Below are 14,115 nucleotides of genomic sequence, written 5' to 3' on the forward strand. Positions count from 1 at the left end.
CCCGGTGCTCCCGCACCGGGCGGCCTCCGCGGTTTCCGGGATCTCCGCAGGCTAGGGTCGGGGCATGTCGAGTTCCGATCGTCTGCTGCTGATCCTGCACATCGGTTTCGCGATCTTCACCCTCGGGCCGCTGACCGCCGCGACGATGTCCACCCCGCGCTACATCCGCAGGCGGGACGTGGCGATCGTCAAGTACCTGAACCGGACGACGATGATCTACGCGTTCGGATCGCTGGGGGTGTTCCTCTTCGGCCTCTTCCTGGCGAAGGGCCAGTTCGCCAGGTTCTGGCTGTCGGCCTCCATGACGCTGTTCGTCGTCGGGATCGCGCTGCTGTTCCTTGTGGAGCGCGACCAGCGCAAGGCCATCCGCCTGCTGGAGGTCGCCGCGGCGGCCCAGGGCGCGGCCACGGTCCAGGGCGCGGGGGCGGGAGCCGCCGTTCCCGAGGCCGGACGCGGCCCGGACGGTGAGACCGCGACCGGCCCCGAGCCCGAGGCGGAGGCCCAGGGCGGGAAGAAGGACGTCAAGGCCGGGACGGCACCGGCCGACGGCGACGTCGCGGCCGTCGAGCGCGGACGCATCGCCGCCTTCTCCGGGGTGATCGCGCTCATCTGGCTGGTCATCCTCGTCATGATGGTGTGGCACTGACACCCGTTCCGAGAACGGACGTCCGCCACGGCGGGCGCCCACGAAAAGGGGCCGCGCGGTATGCGCGGCCCCTTTCGCGTGCATCTGTCGTACGCGGGTCACGGACGTCTGTCGTGCGTGGCGTCCGCGCACGTCCGGTCCGTCAGGAGGTGCGGGCCTTCAGCCACGCCAGCAGCGTCGGGTAGACGGTCGGGTCGATCATCAGCGCGCCGCCGTGCATGCGTCCCGAGACGGTCCGGACGGTGACCGGGACGCCCGCCGTGCGCAGCGCGCCCGCCAGGGCGGTGCTCTGCGTCGCCGGGACGAAGTCGCCCTTGCTGTGGAACAGCAGCATCGGGGCGTCGCCGCGCGAGACGTGCGAGGCGGCGTTCGCGTCGTCCAGCTTGTCCCAGCAGGCGGTGACGGCCGCGCCGGGGACGCAGCCGACGAGCTTGCCGACCGCTCCGCGCAGCTTGCGCTGGGCGGCGGACGCGGTCGGCTCGCCGCCGTCCTGGTAGGCCAGGTAAGGCGTGTTCACCGGGGAGAGCGCGACCACGCCGCGCACCCGCTCGCCGCCGTCGTCCAGGGTGCCGAGCTGGGTGGCGAGCAGACCGCCCGCGGACGACCCGACCACCGCGACGCGCTTCGGGTCGAGGTTGAAGTACCTGGCGTGCTTGCGGACGTAGGCGAGCGCGGAGACGGCGTCGTCGCGCTGGGCGGGCCACTGCGCGGCGGGCGCCAGCCGGTAGTTCGCGGCGAACACGGTGAAGCCCTGCGCGGTGAGGCGGCGCGCGAGGTACTTCCAGGCCCCCTTGTCGCCCTCCAGCCAGTAGCCGCCGTGCAGCAGGAAGACGCCGGGACGGGCCTTGGCCTTCTTGTCCTTGGGGGACACGGGCTGCCAGTAGACGTCCACGCGCTGCCGGGCGTTCTTGCCGTAGGCGAAGGTCTTCGTCCGCGGCAGCTTCGGCGTGACCATCACGGCCCTGCCGGTGACGGTCGCGCCCGGGTCGGCCTCCGGCGTCCCGGACGGCGGCGCGGACGGCCTGTCCGAGCCGGTCGGACCGGTGGACGGCGTGCCGGACGGGGTGTCCGACGGGGACGGCGACTCCGAGCCGGTCGGGGACGGCGAGGCCGGCGGGAACGAGGGCACGAGGGTCGTGCCGGGCGTGGGGAGCGGGGACGCGACCGCGACACCCGGAACCGATGCGGCGGACACGCACACCGCGGCGAACGCCGCGCCGCCGACCAGGACTCTGCGCACTCCAACCCCTTTCGGACACCCGATTCCGGGCGATCCCGGCCACATCATACGGCTTTGATCACCGGAACGGCCGTCCCCGGCCCGCCTTCCCGACGGACCGGGGACCCACCTGCCACTTCACCGATTCCGCACCTGGACGACCGTCCTCACCGCGCGGCGGCGGCGGACGGTCAGCCGAGGGCGCGGTCCAGGTCGGCGAGCAGGTCGTCGATGTTCTCGATGCCGACCGACAGGCGGACGAGGTCGGCCGGGACCTCCAGCGGCGAGCCGGCGGCGGACGCGTGCGTCATCCGGCCGGGGTGCTCGATCAGCGACTCGACGCCGCCGAGGGACTCGCCGAGCGTGAACAGCCTGGTCGCCTCGCAGATCCGGACGGCGTCCTCCTCCGACCAGGTGCGGAACGAGACCATGCCGCCGAACCGGCGCATCTGCTTCACCGCGACGTCGTGGCCGGGGTGGTCGGGCAGGCCCGGGTAGAGCACCTGCTTGACCGCGCGGTGCGAGGTCAGCATCTCGACGACCTTCTCGGCGTTGTCGCAGTGCCGGTCCATCCGGACGCCGAGCGTCTTGACGCCGCGCAGCGTCAGCCAGGCGTCGAACGGCCCGGCGACCGCGCCCATCGAGTTCTGGTTGAACGCCAGGCGCTCGCCCAGGTCGGCGTCCCGCACGACCAGGGCGCCGCCGACGACGTCGGAGTGCCCGCCCATGTACTTGGTCGTGGAGTGCACGACGATGTCGGCGCCCAGCGTCAGCGGCTGCTGCAGGTAGGACGACGCGAAGGTGTTGTCGACCACCAGCAGCGCGCCCGCCTCGTGCGCGACGGCCGCGAGCGCGGCGATGTCGGAGATGCCGAGCAGCGGGTTGGTCGGCGTCTCCACCCACACGATCTTGGTCTCCGGACGCATCGCGGCGCGCACCGCCGCGACGTCGCCGAGCGGCACCGGGTCGAACGAGACGCCCCACGGCGCGGCGACCTTGGCGAACAGCCGGTAGGTGCCGCCGTAGGCGTCGTTCGGGATGACCACGTGGTCACCGGGGCGCAGCAGCGTCCGCAGGATGGTGTCCTCGGCGGCCAGCCCGGACGCGAACGCCATGCCGCGCGTCCCGGCCTCGACCGCGGCGAGGCACTCCTCCAGCGCCGTCCGGGTGGGGTTGGCGGAGCGGGAGTACTCGTAGCCGCCGCGCAGCCCGCCGATGCCGTCCTGCTTGTAGGTGGAGACCTGGTAGATCGGCGGGACGACCGCACCCGTCGTCGGGTCCGGCTCCTGGCCGGCATGGATCGCCAGCGTCTCGAACCCCTGCTCAGGGACGTTGCCCTGGGGAACCTCGTTGTCCATACGCACGAGGTTATCCACCCGGCCCCCCTCCCTGAGGATGAGGCCATCCCCCGCAGGTATGGCCTGCCATTTCGGCTCACCGGGTGACCTCACGGCGGTCCGGGATCTCTACGGTTGTGAGGTAGATCCCCGGTTACTGACCCTCTTCAAAGGATTCTGCATGTTCGCACGTCTTGGGCGCGTGGTGGTCAGACACCCCGTGTGGACGATCCTCGCCTGGCTGGTGGTGGCCGGTGCGCTGGTCGCGCTGGCCCCGAGCCTGAAGACGAAGTCCGACCAACAGGACTTCCTGCCCACCAAGTACGAGTCGATCCAGGCCGCCAAGCTGGCCGAGTCCGCGTTCGCCAACAAGGACGACCAGAAGACCGCGCCGGCCATGATCGTCATCAAGCGGTCCGACGGCGGGCGGCTCCAGCCGGCGGACGGCGCGAAGATCAAGCAGGTCGCCCAGGCGCTGCAGGCCAAGCACATCCCGGGTGTGACCGTGGCGCAGGCGATGCCCGCCGCGGCCAACGGCAAGATCCAGGTCATCGCGGTCCCGCTGCGCAACGACTTCGACCAGAAGATCCGCCAGCAGGGCATGGACGCGGTCAAGAAGCTGCGCACCGAGACCACCGCGCAGCTCCGCGGCTCCCCGCTGAGCTACGGCGTGGCCGGTGACATGGCGTCCAGCGTGGACAACGAGAAGGCCGACAAGCAGACGATGGCGATGATCGGCATCGCCACCATCGCGCTGATCGTCATCCTGCTCGGCATCATCTTCCGCGCCCCGCTGGCGGCGCTGCTGCCGATCATCATGATCGGCCTGGTCTCGATGGTGTCGAACGCCGTCACCGCGATCGTCGGCAACGCCTTCAACCTCAACTTCGACAAGGGCTTCAACGAGATCATCGTCGTCGTCCTGTACGGCATCGGCACCGACTACATCCTGTTCCTGCTGTTCCGGTACCGCGAGCGGCTGCGGCTCGGCGAGGACAAGAAGACCGCCATGATCGTCGCGGTCGACCGGGTCGGCGAGGCCATCGCGTCCGCCGCGGGCGCGGTCATCGTCGCCTTCCTGGTGCTGCTGCTGGCCTCCTTCAAGGCGTTCGGCGGCCTCGGCCCGCAGCTGGCGATCGCGGTCGCGGTCATGTTCGTCACGTCCCTGACGCTCGTCCCGGCGGTCATCTCGCTGATCGGCACGGCCGTGTTCTGGCCGTCCAAGTCCTGGAAGAAGCCGGCCCGCGCCGGCCTGTGGGCCAAGCTGGGCAACGGCGTCGGCCGCCGCCCGGTGGTCGCGGTCGCCGCGTCCGGCCTGGTGCTGGTCGTCCTGGCGATCTCCGCGCTCGGCTTCAAGGCCGACTACGACTTCGAGGGCAGCGCCCCGCAGAACACCGAGTCCGCCAAGGCCATGAAGGACCTGCGGTCCAGCCTGCCGGCGGGCATCCTGAGCCCGACCGAGGTCTTCGTCAAGAGCGGGTCGCCGCTGGCCAAGCCCGCGCTGGCCGAGTACCAGACCAAGCTGAAGTCCATGCCGGGCGTCGGCGAGGTCCGCCCGCCGCAGCTCAACCCCGACCAGACCGTCGCCAAGTACGACGTCCTGCTCACCAAGAACCCGAACTCCAACGAGGCCATCAACGTCGTCAAGGGCCCGTTCCGGAACGCCGCGCACGCGGCGGCGCCGTCCGGCACGACGGTCCTGGTCGGCGGCACCACCGCCGTCTTCGCCGACATCAACAAGATCAACAACCGGGACCTGTCGGTCATCCTGCCGGTCGCGGTGGCGCTCATCGGGATCATCCTGATGCTGCTGCTGCGCTCGCTGGTCGCGCCGGTCTACCTGGTCGCGGCGGTGCTGCTCGGCTACGCGGCGACGCTGGGCGCGAGCGTGCTGCTGTTCCAGAACATCGAGAACAAGCCCGGCCTGATGTTCCAGCTGCCGATCATCCTGTACCTGTTCGTGCTGGCGATCGGCACCGACTACAACATCCTGATGATCGCCCGGCTCCGCGAGGAGGCCCGCGAGGGCCACGACCCGCGGCGCGGCGCGGCCCTCGGCATCCAGCACGCGGGCCCGACCGTCGCGGCGGCGGGCGTCATCCTGGCCGGCACGTTCAGCGTCCTGGTCCTGTCGCCCCAGTCGATGACCGCGCAGATCGGCTTCGGTGTCGGCATCGGCATCCTGCTCTCGGCGTTCGTGATGTCGGCGTTCTTCGTCCCGGCGATCACCGCGCTGCTCGGCCACAAGGCGTGGTGGCCCGGCCACGGCGACGCGGCCCGCGAGGTCCCGCCGCCGCAGGACCCGATGGCGGACGCCCCCTACGCCCCGTCCGGCAGCCGCTACTAGCGGGCGCCACTGACGTCGGGACGCGCGCCGGGGCCATCCAAGCCGCCCACACCCCCGGCGTGCGCCCCGACCCGGGGACTCCGAGGCCCCCTGGAACCGCGAGGTTCCAGGGGGCCTCACCCGTGTGCGCGGATGCGAAACCCGTGTGCGCAGATGCGAACGGCACCCGTGTGCGCGGATGCGAAACCCGTGTGCGCGGATGCGAACGGCCCCTCCCCGGTGCGGGGAGGGGCCGTTCGGGTGGGGTCAGTGCGCGGCGAGGAAGGCGATCAGGTCCTGCCGGGTGATGAGGCCCTTGGGCTTGCCGTCCACCAGGACGACGGCGGCGCCTGACTTCTCCAGCACCGGGACGGCCTTGGAGACCGGCTCGCCGGAGCCGATGGTCGGCAGCGGCGCGGCCATGTGCGCCTCGACCGGCTCCGACAGCCGGCCGCGGTCGCGGATCAGCAGGTCGAGCAGGTCGGACTCGCTGACCGAGCCGATGACCTCGGCCGCCATGACCGGCGGCTCCTCCTTCATGACGGGCAGCTGCGAGACCTCGTACTCGCGCATGATCGCCACGGCGGTCTCGACCGACTCGTGCGGGTGGGTGTGCACGAACTCGGGCAGCGCGCCGCCCTTGCGGGTGAGCACCTCGCCGACCGTGGACTCCTCGGTCGGCGACGACATGAAGCCGTAGTTGGCCATCCACTCGTCGTTGAAGATCTTCGAGAGGTAGCCGCGACCGCCGTCCGGGAGCAGCACGACGATCACCGCGTCGTCCGGGGCCTCCTCGGCGACGCGCAGGGCCGCGACGACCGCCATCCCGCAGGAGCCGCCGACCAGCAGCGCGTCCTCGCGGGCGAGGCGGCGGGTCATGGTGAAGGAGTCCTTGTCGGACACGGCGATGACCCGGTCGCAGATCTCGCGGTCGTAGGTCTCCGGCCAGATGTCCTCGCCGACGCCCTCGGTGAGGTACGGGCGGCCCGTCCCGCCGGAGTACACCGAGCCCTCGGGGTCGGCGCCGACGATCTCCACGCGTCCGCCGGAGACCTCCTTGAGGTACCGGCCGGTGCCGCTGATCGTCCCGCCGGTGCCGATGCCCGCGACGAAGTGCGTGATGCGGCCCTCGGTCTGCGCCCAGATCTCCGGACCCGTGGTCTCGTAGTGCGAGCGCGGGTTGTTCGGGTTGATGTACTGGTTCGGCTTCCACGCCCCGGGGATCTCGGCGGCGAGCCGGTCCGACACCGAGTAGTAGGAGTCGGGGTGCTCGGGCGAGACCGCGGTCGGGCAGACCACGACCTCGGCGCCGTAGGCGCGCAGGACGTCGATCTTGTCCTTGGCGACCTTGTCCGGGCAGACGAAGACGCACCGGTAGCCGCGCTCCTGCGCGACGATGGCGAGCCCGACGCCGGTGTTGCCGGAGGTCGGCTCCACGATCGTGCCGCCGGGCTTGAGCTGCCCCGACTTCTCCGCGGCGTCGATCATCCGGACCGCGATGCGGTCCTTCACCGAACCGCCCGGGTTGAAGTACTCGACCTTGGCGAGCACCTGCGGCCCGTCCGGCCGGGTGACGCCACGGGTCACGTTGCGCAGCCGGACCAGCGGCGTGTTGCCCATCAGCTCGACGAGCGAGTCATGCACCTGCATCGCGACATCCTTGTCGTGATCAACGAAGCGAAACCTGGATGACATCCCGGCCCGGCACTGTTCACCGAAGAAGGAGGGAATACGGTTTCGGATAGATTGCGGTTCCCGACGGTAGCCCAGATCGGGGTGGCCGGGCATCTCCACCCTACGGGGACGAGAGCCCTGCTCTGACGGGGGGTGACGGACGAATGCCGAGAGCGTTCACCGCACGGCGCGTCGCCGCCGCGGCGGCGTACGGCGGCGGCGGGATCACCGCGCTGGGCGGCCTCACCGTGGGCCTGGTGCTCGCCGAGGCCCGGCTCGCCCGCCGGATCATCGGGGCCACGCCGAGCGGCGACCCGCCCCGCGCGGACGGCGTGTACGGGGCCGGACTCCCGGGCGAGCCGCTGTCCTTCGCCGTCCTGGGCGACTCCACGGCCGCGGGCCTCGGCGTCCACACCCCCGGCGAGACCCCGGCGGCGCTCCTGGCCGACGGCCTCGCCTCGATCGCCGGACGGCCCGTCCTGATGGTCAACGTGGCCCGGTCCGGTTCCCGGTCCGAGGCCCTGGCCGCGCAGACCGAGCTGGCGCTGGCCGCCGCCCCGCAGATCGCGGTCATCATGATCGGCGCGAACGACGTGACCTCGCGGGTGCGCTCGGCCGACGCCGTCCGGCACCTGGCGCAGGCGGTCGAGCGGCTGCGGGCGGCGGGCGCGGAGGTCGTCGTCGGCACCTGCCCCGACCTGGGCTCGGTCAAGCCGCTGATGCAGCCGCTGAAGTGGGTCGCCCGGCGCGCCAGCCGGCAGCTCGCCGCCGCCCAGACGATCGCCGTCGTGGAGCGCGGCGGACGGTCGGTCTCCCTCGGCGACCTGCTCGGCCGCGAGTTCGCCGCCGACCCGGTCGGGATGTTCAGCGAGGACCGGTACCACCCGTCCGCGCGGGGCTACGCCGCCGCCGCGATGGCGCTGCTGCCGTCGATGGCCGCCGCCCTGGCCCTCGAGCCGGAGCACGAGCCGCTGCCGGACGCGCGGCGCGGCGAAGGCGTCCTGCCGGTCTACCTGGCCGCCGCCGAGGCCGCCGAGAAGCCGGGCACCGAGGTCAGCGGCACGCGCGTCGCGGGCCGCGACCACGGCCCGCGGGGACGCTGGGCCACGCTGCTCCGCCGAGTCCGCCGCCACCCGCCGCCCCCGCCGCTGGCCGAGTCCTCCGACGCCGCCTAGCCCACCAGGGATTTGACGAATCCCCTACCGGTGCGTGGCCGTGCTGCTACTTTCCGCATGAATCGGTACGTCCGGTATGGGAGTGGGGGCCGCCATGAGCTCGTGGGGGATCTCGTACGGAGTGCGGAAGGCGCGACGGGCGCGGGCCGCCACGACACGAACCCCTGCGACGCGGGCAGCGGCGACGCGGGCGGCGGCGATGACAGCGGCGACCATGGCCGCGGCGGTCTGTTCGGTGCTCACGGGCTGCTCGGGCGGCGGAAACGACGCGAAGGCGTCCCTGGGCTGGTCGGCCCCCGGCCTGGAGGTGGTGAGCAAGGCCGTGGTCGGGGACGGGATCGCGGCGGTGACGGCGCTGCGCCCGGACGGAGCGCTGGAGACCGACACGTTCGACCTGGCCAAGGGGAAGCGGCTGTGGGCCAAGCCCGCGACGATGCGGGGCCGGACGCCCGACCAGGGCGTCGAGCCTCCGGCGGTGTCCGGCCGGGTCGTCGCGGCCGTCGAGCCGGACGACCGGGGCGCGGTCCTCGTCGCGCGGAACGCCCGGACCGGCTCCCTGCTGTGGACGCGGGACGTCCGCTCGACGTTCGGGCCCCAGGCGTGCGGCCCGATGCTGTGCCTGACCGAACGGGTCACCGGGCACGCCGGGAGCACCGGGCACGCCGGGAGCGCCGGGGAGGACGCCCGGTTCGTGGCGCTCGATCCGTCCGCGGACGGCAGGGAACTGTGGCGGATCGGCGGCCCCGCCGAGGTCGAGTGGGCGGACGCGTCGCGCGTGGTGGTGTTCCGTCCGGGCCCCCGTCCGTCGCTGGAGGCCCATGACCTGCGCGGCGGCCGGATGCTGTGGACCTTTCCGGTCGAGGCCGCGCTCGGGGGCGGCGTGGACGTGTCGGGCGGCTGGGCGTTCGGGTCGCTCGGCGAGACGATCGTCGGCTACCTCGGCCCCCACCCCGCGCAACCGGGGCGAAGCGGGAGCGAGCAGGCCGGACCTGGGCGGGGCGGGCGGCGGGGGTCGTCGGCCGCGTTCGGGTTCTTCGCGGTGCGGACGGCGGACGGCGGCCGGGTCTGGGCGCGTCCCAAGCTGCTGCGCGTCTACCCGAGCGCCAGCCCGGCGGTCGCGCTGATCACCCGGCAGGTCGCGGCGGACGGCGGGAGCGGCGGGTTCGAACGCCTCGATCCGCGCACGGGCCGGACGACCGCGACGATCCCCGCCGACCGCGCGCCCCGCTCGCCCTGGTCGCTGTCACTCCCGGCCGACCTCGGCCTCATCGGTTTCCTCGCTCCCGACCGTCCGGGGCGGGCGGTCGACCTGGGCAACGGCGCGCCGGCGCCGGCGCGCGGGGTGCGCGTTTGGTCGTTCTGCGCGGTCCGGCCGTCCGCGCTGCGGATCACCGGACAGCCCGGCTTCTTCCCGCTCGCCCCGCTGTGCGCCTACGACCTCGGCACCGGCGGGCGGATCGCCGACCCCGGCCCGCCGCCCGCCTGGTACACGGGCTCGACCGGCGGCTGGCGCGTCTGGCGGGACGAGTCCGGCACGCTGCACGCGCTGCGCGACGCCCAGGGCACCGCCCCCGGCATGTACGGCCCCTGACCCGGCCCCCTCCGTCCCACGGGGTCGCGCACGTCCGGCCGGAGCCGGGGCACGGCGCACGAGCGCGACGGGCCGGGCCTGCGGAACGGCGGGCGGGGCGCGACCGGGCGAGGGCACGGGACGGCGGCCGGACCCGGCGTGTACGGGCGCCGGGGGCAGCGGCTACATTGCGGAGGTGACCGGCGAGTAACCCAGGCGCGCCGGGCGGCAGGAGACCGGACCGGAAGGTCCCGGAGAACAGGGAGTCACGCAATGCCCGAGGCAGTCATCGTCGCGACCGCGCGTTCCCCCATCGGACGGGCCTTCAAGGGGTCGCTGAAGGACCTGCGGCCGGACGACCTGACCGCGCGCATGGTCCAGGCGGCCATGGCCAAGGTCCCGCAGCTCGGCCCGGACCAGATCGACGACCTGCTGCTCGGCTGCGGCCTGCCCGGCGGCGAGCAGGGCTACAACATGGGCCGCGTGGTGTCGGTGCTGCTCGGCTGGGACAACGTGCCGGGCGCGACGATCACCCGGTACTGCTCGTCCTCCCTCCAGACCACCCGGATGGCGCTGCACGCGATCAAGGCGGGCGAGGCCGACGTGATCGTGTCGGCCGGCGTCGAGATGGTGTCGCGGTTCGCCAAGGGCAGCTCGGACGGCCTGCCCGACACCCAGAACCCGCTGTTCGCCGACGCCCAGGAGCGGACCGCCACCCGCGCCGAGGGCGGCGCCAAGACGTGGACCGACCCGCGCGAGGACGGCGCGCTGCCGGACGTCTACATCGCGATGGGCCAGACCGCCGAGAACGTCGCGCAGAAGTACGGCGTGTCCCGGCAGGCGCAGGACGAGTTCGGCGTCCGCTCCCAGAACCTCGCCGAGAAGGCCATGGAGAACGGCTTCTGGGCGCAGGACATCACCCCGGTCGAGCTGCCGGACGGCACGGTCGTCAGCAAGGACGACGGCCCGCGCGCCGGCACCACCTACGAGAAGGTGTCCCAGCTCCAGCCGGTGTTCCGGCCGGACGGCACGGTCACCGCGGGCAACTGCTGCCCGCTGAACGACGGCGCCGCCGCCGTGATCGTGATGAGCGACACCAAGGCCGCCGAGCTCGGCATCACGCCGCTCGCCCGGATCGTGTCGACCGGCGTGTCGGGGCTGTCGCCGGAGATCATGGGCCTCGGGCCGGTCGAGGCGTCCCGCAAGGCGCTGGCCAAGGCCGGGATGAGCATCGGCGACATCGACCTGGTCGAGATCAACGAGGCGTTCGCGGCGCAGGTGCTGCCGTCCGCCGAGCAGCTCGGCATCGACATGGACCGGCTGAACGTCAACGGCGGCGCGATCGCGGTCGGCCACCCGTTCGGCATGACCGGCGCGCGGATCACCTCGACCCTGCTGAACGGCCTGCGGTTCCACGACAAGCAGTTCGGTCTGGAGACCATGTGCGTCGGCGGCGGGCAGGGCATGGCGATGGTCCTCGAGCGGCTGTCCTGACCGTGCGGCCGGGCGCCCGTCCGGCCGCACGACCACCAAGCGTCATCCCAGCGTGGCCCGGGTTTTGCACGAGAACCCGGGCCACCTGCGCGTTCACCGCGGACCATCGCTTTACGAATGATCTACGTTACGTGATGGATAGGTCCCCGTTAGGGGGTTGTCACATCCGGGCCACATGTTGCACAGTCGGCTGAAGAGCCCCGCGACATGGAGGTGCCTATGTCACTGAACCACTCGCCGGAGACGCACATCAAGCTCATCGCACGCATTCCGCAAGTCACCGGACGTGACATCCCCGAGTGGTTCACCACCATCGAGAACGGCCCCTCGTTCCTCCGCTGCGACGAGCGCACGACGTGGCTCGCCGAGGAGCACGGCCTCTCGCACGGCTACGCCGCCGCCCTCGTGCGCGAGCACGAGCGGACCCGGCGCGAACGCCACTACTGAAGAGACGCCACGCCGGACCAACGGCGCCCACCCCGGCCCCGGACACCGGCGTCGCACAACCGAACGGCTTCGCGGGAACCCGCCACCGGACAGCCCCCGCAGTCGTGCCGCTACGCGAGCATGACCGTGGCGCAGAGTTCCCGTAGACGAGCAGCCCCTCGCCGGTCTCCGCTTCCGGCGAGGGGCTGTTCGTGCTTTTCCGGGTGTTTCCGGACGTTGCCGGTGAGGACGCGTGCGCGGGATTCGGCGGCGAGTCCGTCGGCGGGGCTTTCGACGGCAGAGCGTTCGGCGGCGGCGAGGGCCGAACGGAGGCCGTGGGCGGACGCCGAGGCCCCCGGCCGCCGAGCGGCCGGGGGCCTGCTGGTGCCCCTGGTCGGATTCGAACCGACACAAAAGCTCTTTTAGGGAGCCTGCCTCTGCCGTTGGGCTACAGGGGCGGCTGCCTCTGCCGTTGGGCTACAGGGGCGGCGTCAGCATACCGGCGGTACGCGCAATTCACCGGAAGTAATTCACGTCCGTGACCGGTTCTGCGTCCAGATCCTGCGAAGCGCCGGGCGAAAGCTCCCTTTCAGCAGTCTGATGCCCTATTTGTTGCGGCCCGATTCAGCGACGGAGGACGGCCCGGTCCTCGACGAGCGTGGTTCCGGCGCGTCCGTCGCGGTCGCGCCGGACGGCGGTGATCGCGTGCACGCCGACCCGTCCGCTCTCGCACGCCAGCGCGGACGCGGCCAGGTAGAGCAGCCAGACGCGGGCGTGCCCGGCGCCGACATGCTCGACGGCGGTCGTCCAGTGCAGGCGCAGGGCCGCCGCCCAGGCCCGCAGCGTCCGGGCGTGGTGCTCGCGCAGGGCGGCCGTGCCGCGCACCTCCAGGCCCGCTTCTTCGAGTCCCGCGACGATCGACCCCAACGTTCTGAGCTCGCCATCCGTTGGAAACATGTAGGAGGTGGTGAAGGTGCGACGGATCTGGTGGGGGCCCGGGCGGCGCGTCTGCTGCTGGAGGAAGAGCCGTCCGCCGGGCGCCAGCAGCGTGTACAGGCGGGCGGCGGGCGGGTCGAGCGCGTCCACGGCGGCGAGCCCGGCGATCGCGTCGTACGGCCCGTCCCCGGCCACCGCCAGGTCGCCGACGCGCGGGTCCACGGGCAGGCCGGCGCAGCGCTCCCGGATGTGCTCGGCCTGCTCGGGCGTCCGGACCAGCGCGACGACACGCGCGCCGTACTCGGCTGCGGCGTGGTGGGCGAACGCGCCCCAGCCGCCGGAGAGGTCCAGGACGCGCGCGCCGGAGAAGAGGCCGAGCCGTTCGGCGGCGGCGGTGAGCGCGGCGTGCTGCGCCTCCTCGAGGTCCACGGCCTGGTCCCACATCCCGGTGGAGGCCGCGAGGGAGGGGCCGAGCATCCCGGTGAAGAACGCGGCGGGCGCGTCCAGCGGTCCCGAGACGTCGCGCGCGTCACCGGCGGGGAACTCCTCGACCGGCGGACGCGGCTCGGTGCCGACCGCGCCGAGCATGACCGCCGTCCGGACGATCTCGCGCTTGTCCTCGCCGCTCAGCCGGATCGGCTCGTCCCCGATCCGCATCACCTGGCCGACGGCGGCCAGCGCGTCGAACACGTCCCCCTCGATGTCGAGCTCCCCGGCGACGTACGCGCGCACGAGCCCGATCTCGCCCGGCTTCCACAGCAGCCGCCGCAGCGCCCTGCGGTGCCGCGCGACGAAGACCGGCGCCCCGGACGGCCCGACCGAACTGCCGTCCCACGCCCTGACCCGGATCGGCAGCTCCGCGACGGGCGCGTCCGCCTCACCGAGCATGATCCGCGCCAACAGCGGCCCCAGCCGTCCGGCCACGCCCTCGCTCACGCGCGTCCTCCCTCACTCTCGGCGACCACCGGCCACCCGGCCCGCCCACGAGGGCCGCACCAGCCTGCTCCACACAACCAACCGCAACGGCCCCACATGCCCACCCACACCAGAAAAGCCTCCGCGCCCCCACCCGACAAGTCCGCCCGGGGGCGGGGCCGGGGCCGGGGACGGGGCGAGCGGAAGGCGGGCAGCTCACTCGGACTCGGCGCGGTCGGTCAGACCGCGCAGCTCACTCGCGCGCAGCCCGGCCCCCGCGCACTCGGTCGCCCCGGAAGCAGTCGACGGGCCGAGCACGGTTGGGCTTGGCGCACGCGCCGGGCTTGGCGCACGCGCCGGGCTTGGCGCACGCGCCGGGCTTGGCGCACGCGCCGGG

Annotated in this window: 10 protein-coding genes and 1 tRNA gene; 6 read left to right on the forward strand and 5 right to left on the reverse strand. The window is 72.8% G+C overall.

The annotated features are described in order from the left end of the window. Window positions 1–64 precede the first annotated feature (64 nt). Window positions 65–646, forward strand: coding sequence for a hypothetical protein (locus DZF91_RS10020; protein WP_117357200.1), 582 nt, complete (start codon window positions 65–67; stop codon window positions 644–646). Between the two features lie 142 nt (window positions 647–788). On the opposite strand, the gene DZF91_RS10025 is transcribed toward DZF91_RS10020, so the two are convergent. Both DZF91_RS10025 and DZF91_RS10035 read right to left on the reverse strand, forming a co-directional pair. Next, the gene (locus DZF91_RS10025; RefSeq protein WP_235834194.1) at window positions 789–1,886 is read right to left on the reverse strand and encodes an alpha/beta hydrolase; all 1,098 of its coding nucleotides are present in this window, start codon (window positions 1,884–1,886) and stop codon (window positions 789–791) included. Window positions 1,887–2,056: 170 nt separating this feature from the next. Next, on the reverse strand, window positions 2,057–3,223 hold the full coding sequence (locus DZF91_RS10035; RefSeq protein WP_117357202.1) for a cystathionine gamma-synthase: 1,167 nt from the start codon (window positions 3,221–3,223) through the stop codon (window positions 2,057–2,059). Between the two features lie 160 nt (window positions 3,224–3,383). On the opposite strand from DZF91_RS10035, the gene DZF91_RS10040 reads away from it, so the two are divergent. Further along, window positions 3,384–5,549: an MMPL family transporter gene (locus tag DZF91_RS10040; RefSeq protein ID WP_117357203.1), complete on the forward strand. Its 2,166-nt coding sequence runs from the start codon at window positions 3,384–3,386 to the stop codon at window positions 5,547–5,549. A 246-nt stretch (window positions 5,550–5,795) separates the two neighbouring features. Here the strand turns inward: DZF91_RS10040 and DZF91_RS10045 are convergent, their stop codons facing one another. Continuing rightward, window positions 5,796–7,178 carry a cystathionine beta-synthase gene (locus tag DZF91_RS10045; protein WP_117357204.1) on the reverse strand — a complete coding sequence of 461 codons (1,383 nt, stop codon included), beginning with the start codon at window positions 7,176–7,178 and terminating at the stop codon, window positions 5,796–5,798. Window positions 7,179–7,366: 188 nt separating this feature from the next. Between DZF91_RS10045 and DZF91_RS10050 the strand changes: the two genes are divergently transcribed. The 4 genes from DZF91_RS10050 (at window position 7,367) to DZF91_RS10065 (ending at window position 11,888) form a co-directional block, all read left to right on the forward strand. Continuing rightward, the gene (locus DZF91_RS10050; protein WP_117357205.1) at window positions 7,367–8,377 is read left to right on the forward strand and encodes an SGNH/GDSL hydrolase family protein; all 1,011 of its coding nucleotides are present in this window, start codon (window positions 7,367–7,369) and stop codon (window positions 8,375–8,377) included. Window positions 8,378–8,576: 199 nt separating this feature from the next. Continuing rightward, window positions 8,577–9,968 (forward strand): outer membrane protein assembly factor BamB family protein, encoded by a 1,392-nt coding sequence (locus DZF91_RS10055; protein WP_117357206.1) that lies wholly within the window; start codon window positions 8,577–8,579, stop codon window positions 9,966–9,968. Window positions 9,969–10,220: 252 nt separating this feature from the next. Next, window positions 10,221–11,441: an acetyl-CoA C-acetyltransferase gene (locus tag DZF91_RS10060; RefSeq protein WP_117357207.1), complete on the forward strand. Its 1,221-nt coding sequence runs from the start codon at window positions 10,221–10,223 to the stop codon at window positions 11,439–11,441. 219 nt (window positions 11,442–11,660) lie between these two features. After that, the gene (locus DZF91_RS10065; RefSeq protein ID WP_117357208.1) at window positions 11,661–11,888 is read left to right on the forward strand and encodes a DUF4287 domain-containing protein; all 228 of its coding nucleotides are present in this window, start codon (window positions 11,661–11,663) and stop codon (window positions 11,886–11,888) included. Between the two features lie 361 nt (window positions 11,889–12,249). Here the strand turns inward: DZF91_RS10065 and DZF91_RS10070 are convergent. Both DZF91_RS10070 and DZF91_RS10075 read right to left on the reverse strand, forming a co-directional pair. Next, window positions 12,250–12,325 (reverse strand) — tRNA-Leu (locus DZF91_RS10070). Between the two features lie 166 nt (window positions 12,326–12,491). Further along, window positions 12,492–13,739 carry a class I SAM-dependent methyltransferase gene (locus DZF91_RS10075; protein ID WP_117357209.1) on the reverse strand — a complete coding sequence of 416 codons (1,248 nt, stop codon included), beginning with the start codon at window positions 13,737–13,739 and terminating at the stop codon, window positions 12,492–12,494. Window positions 13,740–14,115 lie beyond the last annotated feature (376 nt).

It is taken from the genome of Actinomadura logoneensis, assembly GCF_003428695.1.
Taxonomy (GTDB): domain Bacteria; phylum Actinomycetota; class Actinomycetes; order Streptosporangiales; family Streptosporangiaceae; genus Spirillospora; species Spirillospora logoneensis.

Coding starts and splice junctions, on each gene's coding strand:
- DZF91_RS10020 (WP_117357200.1), top strand. CDS start 65: ATGTCGAGTTCCGATCGTCTGCTGCTGATCCTGCACATCGGTTTCGCG.
- DZF91_RS10035 (WP_117357202.1), bottom strand. CDS start 3,223: ATGGACAACGAGGTTCCCCAGGGCAACGTCCCTGAGCAGGGGTTCGAG.
- DZF91_RS10040 (WP_117357203.1), top strand. CDS start 3,384: ATGTTCGCACGTCTTGGGCGCGTGGTGGTCAGACACCCCGTGTGGACG.
- DZF91_RS10045 (WP_117357204.1), bottom strand. CDS start 7,178: ATGCAGGTGCATGACTCGCTCGTCGAGCTGATGGGCAACACGCCGCTG.
- DZF91_RS10050 (WP_117357205.1), top strand. CDS start 7,367: ATGCCGAGAGCGTTCACCGCACGGCGCGTCGCCGCCGCGGCGGCGTAC.
- DZF91_RS10055 (WP_117357206.1), top strand. CDS start 8,577: ATGACAGCGGCGACCATGGCCGCGGCGGTCTGTTCGGTGCTCACGGGC.
- DZF91_RS10060 (WP_117357207.1), top strand. CDS start 10,221: ATGCCCGAGGCAGTCATCGTCGCGACCGCGCGTTCCCCCATCGGACGG.
- DZF91_RS10065 (WP_117357208.1), top strand. CDS start 11,661: ATGTCACTGAACCACTCGCCGGAGACGCACATCAAGCTCATCGCACGC.